The 16,555-nt window shown below is 70.7% G+C and carries 16 protein-coding genes; 6 read left to right on the top strand and 10 right to left on the bottom strand.

Annotated elements, in window-relative coordinates; translation table 11 throughout:
* Positions 1 to 44: 44 nt before the first annotated feature.
* From ACFWW9_RS29220 to ACFWW9_RS29235, 4 genes are all read right to left on the bottom strand, one after another.
* Positions 45 to 653 carry an HD domain-containing protein gene (locus ACFWW9_RS29220; protein ID WP_390384490.1) on the bottom strand — a complete coding sequence of 203 codons (609 nt, stop codon included), beginning with the start codon at positions 651 to 653 and terminating at the stop codon, positions 45 to 47.
* The gene (locus tag ACFWW9_RS29225; protein WP_390384492.1) at positions 654 to 1,343 is read right to left on the bottom strand and encodes a histidine phosphatase family protein; all 690 of its coding nucleotides are present in this window, start codon (positions 1,341 to 1,343) and stop codon (positions 654 to 656) included.
* A gap of 69 nt (positions 1,344 to 1,412) precedes the next feature.
* Positions 1,413 to 2,237: an undecaprenyl-diphosphate phosphatase gene (locus tag ACFWW9_RS29230; RefSeq protein ID WP_390384494.1), complete on the bottom strand. Its 825-nt coding sequence runs from the start codon at positions 2,235 to 2,237 to the stop codon at positions 1,413 to 1,415.
* Entirely contained in the window at positions 2,234 to 3,283 is a 1,050-nt protein-coding gene (locus ACFWW9_RS29235) for an LLM class F420-dependent oxidoreductase (RefSeq protein WP_390384496.1), read from the bottom strand. The genes ACFWW9_RS29230 and ACFWW9_RS29235 overlap by 4 nt, the downstream gene beginning before the upstream one ends.
* Positions 3,284 to 3,414: 131 nt before the next feature.
* On the opposite strand from ACFWW9_RS29235, the gene ACFWW9_RS29240 reads away from it, so the two are divergent.
* On the top strand, positions 3,415 to 4,392 hold the full coding sequence (locus ACFWW9_RS29240) for an aldo/keto reductase (RefSeq protein WP_390384498.1): 978 nt from the start codon (positions 3,415 to 3,417) through the stop codon (positions 4,390 to 4,392).
* 223 nt (positions 4,393 to 4,615) lie between these two features.
* On the opposite strand, the gene ACFWW9_RS29245 is transcribed toward ACFWW9_RS29240, so the two are convergent.
* Entirely contained in the window at positions 4,616 to 5,680 is a 1,065-nt protein-coding gene (locus ACFWW9_RS29245; protein ID WP_390384501.1) for a hypothetical protein, read from the bottom strand.
* A gap of 196 nt (positions 5,681 to 5,876) precedes the next feature.
* Here ACFWW9_RS29245 and ACFWW9_RS29250 point away from each other — a divergent pair, with 196 nt between their 5' ends.
* On the top strand, positions 5,877 to 6,848 hold the full coding sequence (locus ACFWW9_RS29250; RefSeq protein WP_390384503.1) for a YncE family protein: 972 nt from the start codon (positions 5,877 to 5,879) through the stop codon (positions 6,846 to 6,848).
* On the top strand, positions 6,845 to 7,054 hold the full coding sequence (locus ACFWW9_RS29255) for a DUF5703 family protein (protein ID WP_390384505.1): 210 nt from the start codon (positions 6,845 to 6,847) through the stop codon (positions 7,052 to 7,054). Before ACFWW9_RS29250 ends, ACFWW9_RS29255 begins: the two co-directional genes overlap by 4 nt.
* A gap of 812 nt (positions 7,055 to 7,866) precedes the next feature.
* Here ACFWW9_RS29255 and ACFWW9_RS29260 read toward each other — a convergent pair.
* From ACFWW9_RS29260 to ACFWW9_RS29270, 3 genes are all read right to left on the bottom strand, one after another.
* A complete protein-coding gene (locus tag ACFWW9_RS29260; RefSeq protein WP_390384507.1) occupies positions 7,867 to 9,012 on the bottom strand; it encodes an SWIM zinc finger family protein in 1,146 nt (381 codons plus the stop codon).
* On the bottom strand, positions 9,009 to 11,510 hold the full coding sequence (locus ACFWW9_RS29265; protein ID WP_390384523.1) for a DEAD/DEAH box helicase: 2,502 nt from the start codon (positions 11,508 to 11,510) through the stop codon (positions 9,009 to 9,011). Before ACFWW9_RS29265 ends, ACFWW9_RS29260 begins: the two co-directional genes overlap by 4 nt.
* Positions 11,511 to 12,063: 553 nt before the next feature.
* Positions 12,064 to 12,654 (bottom strand): PadR family transcriptional regulator, encoded by a 591-nt coding sequence (locus ACFWW9_RS29270; RefSeq protein WP_390384509.1) that lies wholly within the window; start codon positions 12,652 to 12,654, stop codon positions 12,064 to 12,066.
* Positions 12,655 to 12,721: 67 nt separating this feature from the next.
* Here ACFWW9_RS29270 and ACFWW9_RS29275 point away from each other — a divergent pair, with 67 nt between their 5' ends.
* Both ACFWW9_RS29275 and ACFWW9_RS29280 read left to right on the top strand, forming a co-directional pair.
* The gene (locus tag ACFWW9_RS29275; RefSeq protein WP_390384511.1) at positions 12,722 to 13,195 is read left to right on the top strand and encodes a GNAT family N-acetyltransferase; all 474 of its coding nucleotides are present in this window, start codon (positions 12,722 to 12,724) and stop codon (positions 13,193 to 13,195) included.
* A gap of 52 nt (positions 13,196 to 13,247) precedes the next feature.
* Positions 13,248 to 14,405 (top strand): winged helix DNA-binding domain-containing protein, encoded by a 1,158-nt coding sequence (locus tag ACFWW9_RS29280; protein WP_390384513.1) that lies wholly within the window; start codon positions 13,248 to 13,250, stop codon positions 14,403 to 14,405.
* On the opposite strand, the gene ACFWW9_RS29285 is transcribed toward ACFWW9_RS29280, so the two are convergent.
* Both ACFWW9_RS29285 and ACFWW9_RS29290 read right to left on the bottom strand, forming a co-directional pair.
* On the bottom strand, positions 14,402 to 15,121 hold the full coding sequence (locus tag ACFWW9_RS29285; protein WP_390384515.1) for a hypothetical protein: 720 nt from the start codon (positions 15,119 to 15,121) through the stop codon (positions 14,402 to 14,404). The two genes, ACFWW9_RS29280 and ACFWW9_RS29285, sit on opposite strands and share 4 nt — an antisense overlap.
* Before the next feature lie 4 nt (positions 15,122 to 15,125).
* Positions 15,126 to 15,470: a hypothetical protein gene (locus tag ACFWW9_RS29290; RefSeq protein ID WP_390384517.1), complete on the bottom strand. Its 345-nt coding sequence runs from the start codon at positions 15,468 to 15,470 to the stop codon at positions 15,126 to 15,128.
* A gap of 134 nt (positions 15,471 to 15,604) precedes the next feature.
* On the opposite strand from ACFWW9_RS29290, the gene ACFWW9_RS29295 reads away from it, so the two are divergent.
* Positions 15,605 to 16,390 carry a helix-turn-helix domain-containing protein gene (locus ACFWW9_RS29295; protein WP_390384519.1) on the top strand — a complete coding sequence of 262 codons (786 nt, stop codon included), beginning with the start codon at positions 15,605 to 15,607 and terminating at the stop codon, positions 16,388 to 16,390.
* Positions 16,391 to 16,555 lie beyond the last annotated feature (165 nt).

Below are 16,555 nucleotides of genomic sequence, written 5' to 3' on the forward strand. Positions count from 1 at the left end.
GGGGTACGACAATTCCGACCGTTGCCCCGTTCGGGTGAGTCACGTCAGGACGTCCACCGCTCCGGCCCGGAGCCGATCGGGTGGGCCGCCTGCACGGCCAGCCGCTCGTCCGCGCCCGCGGCGATCCGGTCGAGCTCGTCGTCCAGCGCCAGGAACACCGCCCAGCCCGGTTCGCCGTTCGCGGCGGCGAACCGGGCCACCAGCAGCTGTTCCAGGTCGTCGACGCGCTTGGCCTTCCACACCTTGTCGGCCACGCTGACCAGCAGGTCCTCGACCTCGATGCCGGGCTCGGTCCACGAGGCGTGGGTGCGGGCGAACCGCGCGAGCCGTTCCTCAACCCCGCGGTCGCGCAGCAGCGCGTGGCCCGCGAGCTCGTGGGCCGAGCCCGGTCCGGACAGCTCCTCGACGTGGACCGTCTTGCCGATGTCGTGGGTGGCCGCGCCGAACAGCACGGCCTCGCGGTCGACCTCGACGGCCGGGTGGTGCCGTGCGGTCCACTCGACCAGCCGGTGCGCCACGTCGTGGACCAGCCGCAGGTGGGCGGCGAGCCGGGGTGGGGCGTCGAGGGCTTCCAGGAGATCCCGAACGGCGTCCGGGAGCGGCCGGACGGCGTGGTGGTCGGTCAGAGCCCGGTGCAGCGCGGCGGAGGCCACCTACGCGGCGCCCGCGCCGCCGCCGACGACGGCGTCGGAGGTCGGCTTGTGCTCGGGCGGGGGGACGACGCCGGAGAGGTCGCCGCCGTTGTCGTTGGAGCGCAGCACGAACGGGCGGGTCTCGGTGTACTGGACGACCGACACCGAGGCGGGGTCGACGACGATGCGCTGGAAGCCGTCCAGGTGCACGCCGAGCGCGTCGGCGAGCACGGACTTGATGACGTCGCCGTGGCTGCACGCGACCCACACGGCGCGGGGGCCGAACTCGGCGGTGACGCGGGCGTCGTGGGCGCGGATCGCGGCGACGGCGCGCGCCTGCACGGCGGCGAGGCCCTCGCCCTCGGGGAACACGGCGGCGGACGGGTGCTGCTGCACGACCGTCCAGAGCGGTTCCTTGAGGAGGTCCTTGATGGCGCGGTTGGTCCACGAGCCGTAGTCGACCTCGGCCAGCGCGGGGTCGGTGAGCGCGGTGAGGCCGCGGTCGGCGAGCAGCGGCGCGAGGGTCTGCCCGCAGCGGTCCATCGGGGAGGTGACGACGGCGTCGATCGGGATGCCCTTGAGCCGGTCGACCAGTCCCAGCGCCTGGGCCTCGCCCTTCTCGCACAGGGACACGCCCGGTGCGCGGCCGGCGAGGACGCCGGAGCCGTTGGCGGTCGAACGGGCATGTCGCAGGAGGATCACGGTGGCCACGAGTCACCACCCTAGATGCCGTGAAGGCCACCACGCGGACGTGGTGGCCTTCACGACGTGCGACAGGACTCAGTTGGCGGGCAGCAGGTTCATGGACAGCAGGCCCATGAGGACGATGCCGAGCATCACCCGGTACCACACGAACGCCGAGTAGCTGTGCTTCGAGACGTACTTGAGCAGCCACGCGATGGTGGCGTAGCCGACCGCGAACGCCAGGATGGTGGCCACGATCATCTGCGGCACCGAGGCGTCGTTCGGCCCGCCGCGCTCGAGCACGTCCGGGATGCTGAAGATGCCCGCGCCGAACACGGCGGGGATCGCCAGCAGGAACGAGTACCGCGCCGCGGCCGCCCGGTCGAGCCCGAGGAACAGGCCCGCGGTGAGCGTGCCGCCGGAGCGGGAGACGCCGGGGATCAGCGCGAGGGCCTGGGCCAGGCCCATGCCGATCGCGTCCTTCATGGTCAGTTCCGCCCGCGAGTGCTTGGCGAACTGGTCGGCGAGGCCGAGCAGCAGGCCGAACACGATGAGCATCGTGGCCGTGATCCAGAGGTTCCTCGCGGACGTGCGGATCTCGTCCTTGAGGATGTAGCCCAGCACGCTGATCGGGATGGACCCGATGATCACGTACCAGGCCAGCCGGTAATCCTTCTCCTTGCGCGCCTCGGCGCTGACCAGGCCGCGGAACCAGGCGGAGATGAACCGCCCGATGTCCTTGGCGAAGTAGATCAGCACCGCCAGCTCGGTACCGAGCTGGATGACCGCCGTGAACGACGCTCCCGCGTCGTTGCCGAAGAACAACGTCGACGTGATCCGCACGTGCGCCGACGAAGACACGGGTAGGAATTCGGTAAGTCCTTGAACCAGTCCGAGGACCAGAGCCTGCAACCAGCTCAACTACCCACTCCTGCCAGATCCAGAGCTTCCACCGCGGTGCGCAGCGCCGCGACTCCCTGCTCGAGATCTTGCAGCATCGGGCTGACGGTCAGCGTGGTGACCCCGGACTGGGCGAGGGCCTGCATCTTCTCGGCGATCCGCTCCTTGGGGCCGAGCAGCGACGTGGCGTCGAGGAATTCGACGGGCAGCGCCGCCATGGCGCCCGCGTAGTCGCGCGCCAGGTACTTGTCCTGCACCTCCTGGGCCTCGGCCTCGAAGCCCATCCTGGTGGCCAGGTCCTTGTAGAAGTTCTGCTTGCGGCTGCCCATGCCGCCGACGTAGAGCGCCGCGTACGGGCGGACCTGGTCGGCCAGGGAGCGCCAGTCGTCGCCGACGAACATCGGCACGGTCGGCACGACGTCGAAGCCCTCCATGGTCTTGCCCGCCTTCTCCCGGCCGGCCTTGACCGCGGCGAGCGACTCGCCGGAGAACTCGGGCGAGAAGAAGATGGCGAGCCAGCCGTCGGAGATCTCCCCGGCGAGTTCGAGGTTCTTCGGACCGACGGCGGCGAGGTAGATCGGGATCTCCTCGCGGACCGGGTGGACGGTCAGCGTGAGCGCCTTGCCGGGGCCGTCGGGCAGGGGCAGCGTGTAGTGCTGCCCCTCGTAGCGCAGCTTCTCGCGGCGCAGTGCCATCTTCACGATGTCCACGTACTCGCGGGTGCGCGCCAGCGGCTTGTCGAAGCGCACGCCGTGCCAGCCCTCGGACACCTGCGGCCCGGACACGCCGAGACCCATCCGGAAGCGGCCGCCGGACAGCGTGTCCAGCGTGGCGGCGGTCATCGCGGCCATGGCGGGCGTCCGCGCGGGAATCTGCAGGATGGCGCTGCCGACGTCGATGCGCTCGGTGTGCGCGGCGATCCACGACAGCACCGTGGGCGCGTCCGAGCCGTAGGCTTCGGCCGCCCACGCCACCGAGAAGCCGAGCCGGTCGGCCTCCTTGGCCAGTTCGAGGTTGTCGGCGTCGTTGCCGGCGCCCCAGTATCCGAGGTTCAGTCCCAATCGCACGGCGATGACCCTACCGACCGGTAACAACATTCGGAGTACTCGCCCGACGTGACGCCGGTCACACTCGGCACGACCTGTCAAGATCCACCGGGATCCCGGCTCCACGAGGTCACAGCCCTTACGCTCGGCCCGTGGAACACCGACAGCTCGGCCGCAGCGGCCTGCGCGTCTCCAGGATGGCGCTCGGCACGATGACCTGGGGCCGCGACACCGACGCCGACGAGGCCGCCACCCAGCTCATGGCCTTCACCGAAGCGGGCGGCACCCTCGTGGACACCGCCGACGTCTACGTCGAGGGCGAGAGCGAACGCATCCTCGGCGGCCTGCTCGGCGAAGTGGTCCCCCGCGACGAACTCGTCATCACGACCAAGGCCGTCGCCCGCCGCAACGACGGCCCGTTCGGCGGTGGAGCCTCCCGCGGCGCACTCCTCGGAGCCCTCGACGGCTCCCTGCGCCGCCTCGGCGTCGACCACATCGACCTCTGGCAACTGCACGCCTGGGACAAGTCGGTTCCCCTCGAGGAAACCCTCGCCACCCTCGACGCCGCCGTCACCAGCGGCAAGGTCCGCTACGTCGGCGTCTCCAACTACGCGGGCTGGCAGCTCGGCACCGCCGCCACCCTCCAACGCGCCCTGCCGGGCCGCAACCCGATCGTCTCCACCCAGGTCGAGTACTCCCTGCTCGAACGCGGCGTCGAACGCGAGGTCGTCCCCGCCGCCGCCCACCACGGCATCGCCCTGCTCCCCTGGGCCCCCCTCGGCCGCGGCGTCCTGACCGGCAAGTACCGCAACGGCACCCCACCGGACTCCAGGGGCGCCTCCGCGCACATGGCGGGCTACGTCGAACAACACCGCACCGACCGCGCCACCCGCATCGTCCAGGCCGTGGTCACCGCGGCCGACGGCCTCGGCACCTCCCCGCTGTGCGTCGCACTCGCCTGGGTCCGCGACCGCCCCGGCGTCGTCGCCCCCGTCGTCGGCGCCCGCGACACCAACCAACTCCTCGGCTCACTCGTCGCGGAAGACCTCACCCTCCCCCCGGCGATCCGCTCGGCCCTCGACGACGTCAGCGCCCTCGACCTCGCCTACCCCGAACGCCCCATGGACTAGCCGCCCACCCCACGGGCCGGCCCCCACCTCGTGGACCAGCCCCCGAACGATCGTCACCACTCCCGACAAACGATCTTCACCGCTGTCGCAAACCCGGAACTGTCATACCCCGCCGGTAGAATCGAATCCGGGGGACCCCCACCCCGCGCGCGAGGGATGGGCCCCCGGATCCGACCGTAACCGAGGGGTACGACAATCCGCCGATCTCGGCGATCCGCGCAGGTCAGGCCTGGACGTCGACCAACCGGAACCACTCCAGCACCCCCGGCACCCGCTCGTCGAGCCACGTCGCCAACTCCGCGGCGACCGCGATCGACTCCGGGGTGCGCAGGTGCTCGGCGAGGTGTTCCACCATCGACTGGATGCGCAGCAGCGCGGGCGGATGACTGCCCGCGAACGGCAGCACCCGACCCGCCGCCTTCGCCAACACCGAGACCACCTCGTGCAGCGCCAGCACCAGCAGCACCGCCCCGACCAGGTACGGCTCCACGATGTCCCGGTCCCACGGGCTCAACACCGCGAGGCTCGCGAGCATGATCCGCGCCGCCATCCGGTCCGCCTCGTACTCCCGCGGCCAGCCGACGGCCTGCATGTCCAACGCGCCGACCGGGGTGTGCGGATCGGTCTGCCGCCACGACCCGAGCAGGTGTCCCGCGTGCACGTGCGCCATCTCGTGCGCCACGACGAACTGCGTGGCCCGCCGAGCCATCAACCGCAGCAGGTCCTGCCGCTGCCCCGCCAACTCCGGCAACGGCCTCGCGGCCGCCGCGCCGTTGCCGAACAGGTGCGCGTTGAACACCTCGGCCAGCGTCGACGCGGCGAACGCGGGCTCCAGCAGCGGCGACTCCCCGAACGACGACCGCGACACGATCATGATCTTGAGCACATCCGGGACCAGGTGCAGCAGGCCGCTGTCCACCAGCACCAACACCCCCGTGCCGGGCATCGGACGGCACAACGCGTTCATCGACCCGGTCGGGAACACCCCCGCGAAGAACGGCGTCCGCACCGCCCACCCCGCCGTCTCGGCCAGCCCGAACAGCTCCTCCGACTGCCCGTCCAACACCTGCTGCGACGCGTGCAACTCGGCCCCGGTGTAGGCGTCCGGCCGCAACCGCAGGGACGTCAACCGGTGCAACCGCGACGGCACCGACTCCGCCGCCACCTGCGACCACGTGTGATAGCGATCAGGGCCGTCTAATCGCCCACGGGCGGGTCCGAGCCCATCGGCCACCCGGTGCTGCCGCAGCAGCTCCACGTGCTTCTTCCGCAACACCCCTACCGTCATCGCGCACCTTCTCTCGGCCCCCACACCGATGGTCGCGCCACAACCGCCCGCGCTACGGCCCGCGGCCGACTATCACCTCCGTGGACCAACGACAACACCCGCCCCCCAGCGTGACCGCGACCGTTTCGTCGTGGATGCTGGAGGGACGTTTCGCGAATGGGGTACCGGGGTCACCCGGCCGCTGGGAGGTTCCACGTTGCGTCGACTGGCCGCTGCACTGCTCACCGGGGCGGTTCTGGTCGGTGGCTGTGCCACGAACGACGAGCCGAGCGACCCCTTGCAGGTCGCGGCCACGCTCGAGTCGGCGACACCCGCACCCTCCCCCGACCAGTCGACCACCCCCGCGGGCACCGTCCTCCCCCTGGCGGGCAAGGCCACCGCGCTGGCCGTCGCCGGAGGCACCCTCGCCGTCGCGGTCGACCAGCCCCCGTCGGTGCAGCTCTACACGCTCCCCGACACCACCCCGCGCACCGTCGCCCTCCCCGCCCCCGCCGCCCGACTCGTGGCCGCCGGTGACCGGATCGACGCGACCGTGCCCACCAGCGGCGTCATCATCAGCATCGCCACCGCCGACGCCACGACCACCAGCAAGACGGTCGACGGCGGCCCCGTCGACACCGCGGTGTCCGGCGACAAGACCCTCATCGCCCAGCGCGACGCCCACTCGGTCCGCGTCGGCGACCGCCAGGTCGGCCCCATCACCAGCCCCGACCAGGTCCTCGTCGTCGGCGACCACGCCGTCGTCCTCGACCGCCTCCGCAGCGCGGTCTTCGACCTCGACCCCGCCACCGACACCCTCGGCGCGGGCCTGCGCGCGGGCGACGGCGCCACCAACGCGGTCACCGACCGCTTCGACCGGGTCCTCGTGACCGACACCCGCGGCGGCGAACTCCTCGCCTTCACCGCGAACCCGCTGATCATGCGCCAGCGGTACCCCGTGCCGGGCGGCCCCTACGGGATCGCCTACGACCCGCGCACCGATCTGGCGTGGGTGACGCTCACCGAGAAGAACGAGGTGGTTGCCTACCACGTCGCCGGTGGCGAACCGGTCGAGAAGTTCCGGTTCCCCACCGTCCGCCAGCCCGATTCGGTGGCGGTCGATCCAGGTAGTGGGCGGGTGTTCATCGCATCCGCGGACGGCCAAGGGATACAGGTGATCTCGCCGTGAACGAAGGACCAGACGGGGATTGGGAGTACCGGCCGCTGCGCCTGCCTCCCGGCGTCTCCCGCCGCACCGCAGCGACCCAACTGGGCACCCTCGCCGAGTTCGCGGGCTGGGAACTCTCCCGCGTGCTCCTCTACGGCGACGGCACCCGCAAGATCTGGCTACGCCGCCGCCGAACCGCCGCAACCGCACCCGGCCTCAGCATCTAGCCACCACGCCCACCACCACGTTCGAGTCCACCCAGACCCGAACGCCACACCCACGCGCCCACCACCCCAGCCCACCTGACAGACCCACCAGCCACGCCCAGCCTCCACGGCTCCACGTGCCCAGCCCTCCCAGCCGCCAACTCCCTCCTTCGGTCACCACGGCCCGTCACCCAGGCACTCGGCGCACCCGGTCCCCAGGCATGACCCAAGCGGCCAGGACAGCCACACCACGAGCCCACATCACCCAGGGGTTCCCTCGCGCAGGACCCAAGGCAACGCCGCCATGTCACCCGGCCCTCCTTCCGAGGCTCACCGGCCCGGCACCCGCGAGCGAACCAGGCCCCGCTAGCCCTTCCGCCCGCGAGCACGTAGCGGAGGTGGCGACCATGAACCCACTCAAAGCGGGTGACCTATCCCATCGATCCAAGATCAACTAGTCCTGGCCCACGCCAATCCGGACCAGCTGGTCCGGCTCCCAGCCGAACTCGCCGCACTTGCCCGGCCAGCATCCCCGCTGTCCGCACGACCACAGCCGCATCTCTCTGCGTCAGTCAGCGCACAAACGCCTCTCCCCCTTCCCTGGTCTTGTCTTCACCGCCGAAGCAACGGCCACTGTGGACTGTCCCAGCGGTACCGGCTGCCCCACTCCGAGTCCGTACCCGAACGCGGCCGTCACCGACGTCGGCCAGCGCCCACCGCCGTCTCTGAACCGGTCTTCCAGGCCCCACCGGGATTGATCAAGTCCCGGCCGGAGGCCTCTCGGAACCGTCCACTTCGGACCACCACAGGCGTGGTACCACAGGTGTGGTGGTTCAGGCCATGAGCTCGGACAACGCGGCCGCCGGATCACGGTCGGGCGGGCCTGCGGGCCACCAATCACCTCCCTCCTCGCGGTAGGGATACCAACGACCGTCCCGGCCGAAGCGGAGCTGCAACCCCTCGGCCTCGACGGTCCACCGGTTGCGCCACACCGTCGCGGTCGGCAGTTCCTCGCCCTCCCACGCCCGGCGCGCTCGCGCCACCTCAGCCTTCGACGGCGTCCACGCGGTGTCGAGCACGGTGAGCGCGGCCGACCCGCCGTACCCCCACGCCCGCACCGCACGAGGCAGTCCGGGACCGACGGCGGCAAGTCTGGCGGTGAGCCGTGGATCGGCGACGGTGAACGCCATCCTGACCCGGTCGTGCCACTCGTCGAGCACCGGCGACTCCCCCGTCGCGAGCACCTCCCTGGCCCGCGCCGCCGCGTCGACCACCAGCCAGCCGAGCGCCTCCACGTCGAGACCCGGCACGGGATCGAACACCGGCAACGGTCCGAACTCGACGATCGGCGGCGGCAAGGGCAGCGGTGGCACAGGCGCGGCGAACACCTCCGTCGCGAGGACCCCCACCGCGGGAGCCTCCCGATCGTCGCTGAGCCGCAACTCGGCCAACACCTCCTCCTGCTCACGGCCCCGGAGCAGCAACAGCACCCACGGGTCCGCGTCCAGCAACCACGACGCCTGGTTGCACAACGCCGCCGCGTGCCTGCACGGCAATTCCCAACCGGGACACGTGCAGTCCGGATCCAGGTCACCGATCCCCGGCAGCAGTTGCACGCCCGCGTCGTCGGCCGCCGCCACCAGGTCGTGCGGCACGTCCCCGTCGATCAAGGCGGCGATGTGCCCTGCCTTCGCCGCGACCTGCGCGAGGAACCTCCCCCACTCGGCGTCCGTCAGGGGCGTCAGCCGCACGGACGTCTGATAGGTGTCCTCCGTGTCGTACACCGTCGCGGCCAACCTGCCAGGACTCACCGTGATCGTCCCGACGATGCCCGCCACCGCGAACTTCCGCCCCAACCGCAACTGCCCCAGGTCGAGCGACGTGTCCTCGACCGCCTGCAACCACGCCCGCCCCCACCACGTGCGAGCCCGCCTCGGCCCCTTGGGGAACGCCGGATACCCCCGAACCCGATCGGTCATCGCCCACTCCTCAGCTCGACCAGATCAGCCAGCTCGGCGTCCGACAGCTCCGTCAACGCGGCCTCGCCACCGGCCAGCACCGCGTCCGCCAACTGCCGCTTGGCCGTCAACATCTCCGCGATCCGGTCCTCCACCGTTCCCTCGGCGATCAGCCGGTGCACCTGCACCGGCCGGGTCTGCCCGATCCGGTACGCGCGGTCGGTCGCCTGGTCCTCCACGGCCGGGTTCCACCACCGGTCGTAGTGCACGACATGATCCGCGCGAGTCAGGTTCAACCCAGTGCCCGCCGCCTTCAACGACAGCAGGAACACCGGCACCTCCCCGTCCTGGAACCGCTGGACCAGTTCCTCCCGCTTCGCGACCGGTGTCCCGCCGTGCAGGAACTGCGTCGCCACTCCCCGATCGGCCAGGTGCCGTTCGATCAACCGAGCCATCGCCACGTACTGGGTGAACACCAGCACCGCGCCGTCCTCGGCCAGGATCGTGTCCAGCAGCTCGTCGAGCAGCTCCAACTTCCCCGACCGCCCGGCCAGCCGCGGACTGCCCTCCTTCAAGTACTGCGCCGGGTGGTTGCAGATCTGCTTCAGCCCGGTCAGCATCTTCACGATCAACCCGCGCCGCGCCATGTCGCTGCCACCCGCGGCGATCTCCGCCATCAACTCCCGCACCGTCGCCTCGTACAGCGCCGCCTGCTCACGGGTCAGCGCCACCGGCTGGTCCGTCTCCGTCTTCGGCGGCAACTCCGGCGCGATACCCGGATCCGACTTGCGCCTGCGCAGCAGGAACGGCTTCACCAACCGCCCCAACCGCCCGGCGACCTCACCGTCCGAGTCCCCCTCGATCGGCTTCGCCCACCGCGACCGGAACGACGCCAACGACCCCAACAGCCCCGGAGTCGTCCAGTCCAGGATCGCCCACAGCTCCGACAGGTTGTTCTCCACCGGAGTACCCGTCAACGCCACCCGCGCCCGCGCCGGGATCCGCCGCAACGCCTTCGCGGTCCCCGACCGAGGGTTCTTCACGTGCTGAGCCTCGTCAGCGACCAGCAGGTCCCACTCGACCTCACCCAGCCGAGCGGTGTCCAACCGCATCGTGCCGTAGGTCGTCAGCACGAACCCGGACTCCACCCCCTCCACCGACCGCGACGCACCGTGGAACCTCCGCACCGGCACACCAGGGGCGAACCTCCTGATCTCCCGCTCCCAGTTCCCCAGCAACGACGCCGGGCACACCACCAACGCGGGCCCACCACCGCGGTGCAGGTGCAGCGCGATCAACGTGATCGTCTTGCCCAACCCCATGTCGTCGGCCAGACACCCGCCCAGCCCCAACGACGTCATCCGCGCCAGCCACCGCAGCCCGCGCAACTGGTAGTCGCGCAACGTCGCCCGCAGCTCCGACGGCTGCTCCACCGCCTCCGCACCCTCGTCCGGCGTCTCGATCCGCTCGCGCAACGCGTCCAACCAACCGCTCGCCGCCACCGGCACCAGCTCGCCGTCGACCTCGGCCGTTCCCGTCAGCACCGCGCCCAACGCGTCGATCGCGGTCAACGGCTTGATCGACCGCTCCCGCGCCCGCCTCGCCAGCTCCGGATCGACCAGCAACCACTGGTCGCGCAACCGCACCACCGGCCGGTGCGCCTCCGCCAGCTGATCCATCTCCGCCTCGGTCAGCGGATCGTCGCCCAACGCCAACTGCCAGTCGAACCCCAGCAGCCGCCCACCCCCGAAGAACGACGGGACATCCGACGGCGGCGCCTGCCCGTCCACCACCGCCCGCGACGTCAGGTCCCGCACCAGGTCCTTCGGCCAGTGCAGGTCAACCCCCACGCCCGCGAGCCTGATCGCGCCCCGGACCAGCAGGTCCGCCACGTCCTCGTCCCCCAACTCGACCTCGGCGGGCACCGACGCGTTCAACAGCTGCTCCAACGGAGCCCACGCCCGCGCCGCCCGCCGCACCGCCACCGCGGCGTCCAACCGAGCCCTTCCCGCAGCCCGATCCGCCCACAACCGGTCCGCGTCCACCACCAACGACGGATCCGCCAGGCTGTGCACCTGCACCACCGCCCGGAACCTGCCCGTCACGAAGTCACCCTCGATCCGCAACGAGATCCGCACACCCCGTTCCGCCCACGACTTCAGGTGCGGCACCTTCTGCGGCGCCACCGCCGCGAACACCGGCGCCCCCACCGCGTGCACGGCCGCCGCACCCCGCGGCATCCCGTCCGCCACCGCGTCGATGAACCCCCGCACCAACGCCTCGGCGTCCGCCAACTCCGCCGGATCGCGGCCCGGCAACGGCACCGCCCTCGCGTGCGGCGGCATCGCGGCCGCCAACGCCCGGACCACCTCGACGTCCATCGTCTCCAGCGGTCCGACCCGCCACGCGTCGAACTCGCCCTCCGTCACCGACGGCATCAGCCGCCCTCGCGCCACCAACTGCATGGCCACCACCACGGCCGAACCCCAGAAGGAAGCCGCCGGATGCGCGCCCTCCATCCGACGGGCCCGGCTCAGCACCGGCACCGCGTCCGCCACCGGGACCCGCACCGTAGGCACCGTCCGCACCCACCCGTCCGCGTCCGCGACCGTCAACTCGCCGTACTCCCCCTCCGGCAGGTCCACCCCGTAGAACGCCACGGTCGACGTCCTCGGCGGATCAGCCGCCTCGAACACCGCCGCGCACCGTTCCAGTCCCACTAGAGCCCCTCCCACGAGAATCGGACGACGCCGACCGTCGGCTCCATCGCGGTCGCCACCATCCCAAACAGCACCGACAGTTCTTCCCGCCGATCAGCCCGAACCCCGCCTCCAGCCCACCTGGAGGCTTGAGCGGATTCACCCTGATCAGCGACACCAAAGCCACATCACCCCAGCTGACTCACCGAATTCGTCCCCGGATCGGGTGAGACGCCGAAAATCGATGTCGAGCCGCCTTCCACGACCACCCGCTTCCCACCGCGGGGGCCACGAGTGTGCCCCACCGGAGCCGGTTACTCAAACTTGAGTAACACCAGACACAAAGAACACCATCAGCGCCACCAGGTATGCCCTACGGATAACGGCCCATCGCGGGGTCGTGCCAACTCCCCGCGGGGCCGGGAGAGTCAGGCTCTCCCATCATCGGGTAGTCACCCGACTCCAGCCGGCCGATCAGACCCAGCGTCCACGACACGTCCCCCGCCGCGGAGTGCTCCCACAACCCGAACAGCTCCTTCACGTGCGGCGGCCGCTCCCACGACTCCCGCAGGCCACGGGCCGAGTCGCGCTTCGCCTCCAGCACGACCAGCCGCTGCTTCAGCAGCCCGATCGCCTCCTCGCGGGTCAGCGAGGGCAACAGGGCCAGCCCGGCACCGAGCATGTCCGGGCGAACGTCGGGCAGCCTCAACGAATCGCGCAGCAGCCTGAGGTACTCGACCTCGCCCTTCTCCGTCAGCGCGTAGTCCGTCCGAGCGGGCGGCACCAGCGACTCCGTCAGACAGCCTTCCTTCGTGAGCTGCTTGAGCGCGTGGTAGATCGAGCCCCACTTGACGTTGGCCCACTCGTCCGCGCCCCACGACACCAGGTCGGTGCCCACGAGGTAGCCGTGCGCACTGCCGTAGCCGCGCACCACACCGAGCACCAACAACCGTGTCGCCGACATCGAAGTCCCACTCGTTCGCACCATGCCTTGTCGCGACCAGCGTAGATCCATCCGGCACGATGTCCTGATGCCCCACTCCCTGCACTTGGCCCCGTTGACCGCCGACGGCATCGAGCGGCTGCTCGCCATCGCCGTCGTGGAGGCGACCGAGGAGAACGTGATGCCGCCCGTCGACGAGCCACCGGGGTGGTCACCTGCCCGCCAGCAGGCGTTCCGCCAGTTCTACCGACTGCACCACGAGGCCATGTACGAGATCGTCGTGGACGACCGGACGGTCGGGATGATCCGCCTGACCCCCACGGTGGACGAAGGTGTCGCCGAGACAGGCATGTGGCTGGGCACGTCGACCAGGGGCAAGGGCATCGGGGCGAACGCCCTGCGCGCCGTGCTCGACCACGCGACCGAACGAGGCTGGCGAACGGTCGTCGCGGACACCACACCGGAGAACACCTCGGCGGTCCGAGCGCTTGTTGCTTGTGGGGCTGTGTTGTCTTACGTCGGTGACAAGGTGATCGCGACGTTCTCGCTCCGAGAGAATTGATTTCAGTCAACACTGAAGCTATAGAGATAATCACGGATGATTGGATGGGCGAGTGACTCCTCCCCGGATCGACGTGCGCCAGCGCCGCGCCCGTGTCGGCGTACGCCACCTCCTCGCGCCCTCGCTGCACGTGGACTCCGTCGAGGCGGTCGCGGACGCGCTCATCGCGGTGCACGCCACCGATCCGGCCACCGTTTTCCTCTCCATCGCGGCCAGGCTGAGGACGCCGGGGCACGAGCAGGTGGAACGCGCCCTGTACGACGAGGTGACGCTGCACCGGCTGCTCGCCATGCGCCGCACCATGTTCGTGGTGCCCGCCGACCTCGCTCCCCTGGTGTTCGGCTCCACCGGCGTCACCATCGCGGCACGCGAGCGCGCGAAGCTCGTCACCTACCTCGGCGACGGCGCTGGCTGGGACGCGCGGCGCATCGCCGACGTGCAGGACCAGGTCCTGGACGCGTTGCGCGCCCGAGGCGAAGCGACCGCCGTCCAACTCGGCCAGGACGTTCCGGCGCTCTGCGAGCAGGTCGTCGTCTCCCCCGGCAAGTCCTACGAGGCCAAGCAGAACGTCTCCAGCCGCGTCATCCGCATGCTCGCCTGCGACGGCCTCATCCGCCGAGCGCGACCGCGCGGGTCGTGGATCAGCAGCCAGTTCCGCTGGACCCCCTCCTCTCCGTGGCCGCTGATGCCGATCGCCGACGCCCAGGCGGAACTCGCCCGTCGCTGGCTCGCCTGTTACGGACCCGCCACGGTGGCCGACCTGAAGTGGTGGACCGGGTGGTCGCTCACGGCGACCCGCAAGGCGCTGACCGGCATGGAGGAGGTCGCGCTGGACGAGGGCACCGGATACGTCGTGCCGGGCGACGCGGCTCCCGTGGCGGAACCCGAGCCGTGGGTGGCGCTGCTGCCCAGCCTCGACTCGACGACCATGGGGTGGCGCGACCGCGACTGGTACCTCTCCCCCGCCCACGTGCCGCGGCTGTTCGACACCATGGGCAACGCCGGACCGACGGTCTGGTGCGACGGTCGCGTGGTCGGAGCGTGGACGCAGCGAGCCGATGGCGAGATCGTCTGGAGCCTCCTGGAGGACGTGGGCTCCGAGGCCGAAGCTCTCATCGCGCGCGAGGCAGCCACCCTGGCTGGCTGGATCGGCGCCGTGCGTGTGCAGCCGCGGTTCCGCTCTCCCCTGGAGCGCGAGCTGTCGCGTTAGGACAGCGCGTCGTCCAACTCCGCGAACAGCGGTTCGGGCACGGCACAACCCAGTTCCAGCCAGAGCGCTCGTCCGACTCGCCACGCCGCCGCAGGCGTTGTCACGTCCAGGCGTGCCACCAGGTCCGGCGGCAGGTCCCACTCCGCGAGCCGGGACGGAGTCAGCCAGTGGTCGGTCGCGCCGACGCTCAGCCGTGCCATCCACAGCAGGTGCCGCCGGACGTGCGCCATCGCGTCGGCCGCGCGAAACGCCTCTCCCCTGGCCGAGACGTGGTGCGCCAGGATCAGCCAGTTCGCGAATCGACCGCACAGCTCACCCGCCTCGGGCAACTCGGGACGTTCGGGAACCGACTCCAACGCGGTGCGCAACGCGCCACGGCGATCGACGACGACCATGTCGTCCACGGCGGCACTGCGGGCGGGCCACTTCGCCACTTCCGCGACGTCCTTGGCGAAGTGGAACTCGCCGCGCACCAACCCGTGGAAGAACACCACATCGGCGCCGAACTCGTTGCGCACGTGATGGGTGATGGGCGCGATCCGCGCACACCACTCGGCCGCGTCGATCTCCACCTCGGAGAAGATCCAGAACTCGATGTCGCTGTGCTCGTCACCGCTCCCCTGCGCGAACGACCCGTACCGCAGCACGGCGTCGAACCTGGTGTCGGCACGGCACAACTCGACGACTCGGGCGGTGAGACGTTCCTGGGGCAGCACTCGATCATTGTCGCCTCCGCTTCGACAGCAGCGGCAACCACAGGCTGGACGGGCCGGCCTTGGCCAGCGTCGGCGCACCGGGTTCACCGGGATTCGGCAGGTCGAGCAACGCCCTCGCGGTGTCGGCCGCACTCCCCTCGTAGCTCCACACCACGGCGCCGCTGAACGGCCGGTGGTCGCTCAGCTCCCGCGCGGCCACCGCCTCGTCCTCACCCCACACGTGGATCCGGTCGTAGTAACCGTGCCAGCCGTATGACCCCACGACGACCTCGACCTCCCCCTGCTCGTCCGGCACCGCCTGGAAGTAGAAGCCGCGCCTCACCAGCTCCGCCAACGAATCCATGCTCACGCGTCTATGACATCCCAGTCCCAGTGGTCACACAAACGCCGTAGGTCCTCCCATCGAGCGATCTACCTGCGAGGACAGGGTTTTTGTCGGTACCTGCCCCTACAGTCCACTCGAGCCACGAGAAGGGGGGCGGAATGTCCGAACAGGAGCCGAGGCGCGAATCCACGACGCGGAGTCGCAGGCTCGGCAGCGATCTCAGGGACAAGCGGATGGCGGCGGGGTGGCCGAGCGGCACGCTCGCGGCGGAGCTCGGCTGGAGCCTGGGGAAGGTGTCCAAGCTGGAGACGGGGGTGCGGGGCGCGACCGACACCGACGTCGCCGCGTACTTGGCGCTGTGCAAGGTGAAAGGCCCGGAGTTCGCGCGACTGGTGCAACTGTGCCGCGACTCGGACAGGGACGCGTGGGTCCAGCCGTTCAACGGTGAAGGGCGCACCGCGACCGCGGAGCACTCCAGAGCTGCGGGGATCACGCACTACCAGTGCGGGGGTGTGCCCGAACTGCTGAGGACACCGGACTACGCGAGAGCGCTGCGGCCGGACGGGCAGTGGTTCGACGGGCGGGATCTGCTGTCGCGGATCAACGCCACGTTCTACGTCGAGGAGGAGGCGCTGCGCAGACCGGTGGGCGGGCAGGCGGTGATGCACGACCAGCTCATGCACCTGCTGCTCAGCCCCGCGGCGGTGCGGATCGTGCCGACCGGGGTGGGGAGCCCCGCCGGGGTGTCGGGGTCGTTCGCCGTGCTCGACGGTCCGGACGGCCGAGCGGTGGTCCACCTGGAGAGCTTGGTCGCCGATGTGTTCCTGGAGAACCCGGAGCACATCGCGACGTACCGGGCGGCCTTGGAGCAGGTCGCCGAGGTGGCGCTCAGCGCGGAGGCGTCGCGCGATCTGCTCGGCCGGGTGGCCAACGGGGTGCCTTGACCGCTGGCCTTGTGAGCCGGGGAGGCTCACGACGTCCACTTCGGACACTTGACGTTGGGAGGCAATGACCTGTTGGTGGGGGTTCATCCGGCGGTCGCCGATGGCGGCGGTCGGGCTCAGCTCCTGGTAGGCGTGGGGTTCAGCCACGATGCCTGGGGAAACCCC

Origin of the sequence: Umezawaea sp. NPDC059074 (genome assembly GCF_042738955.1) — a bacterium.
GTDB lineage: Bacteria > Actinomycetota > Actinomycetes > Mycobacteriales > Pseudonocardiaceae > Umezawaea.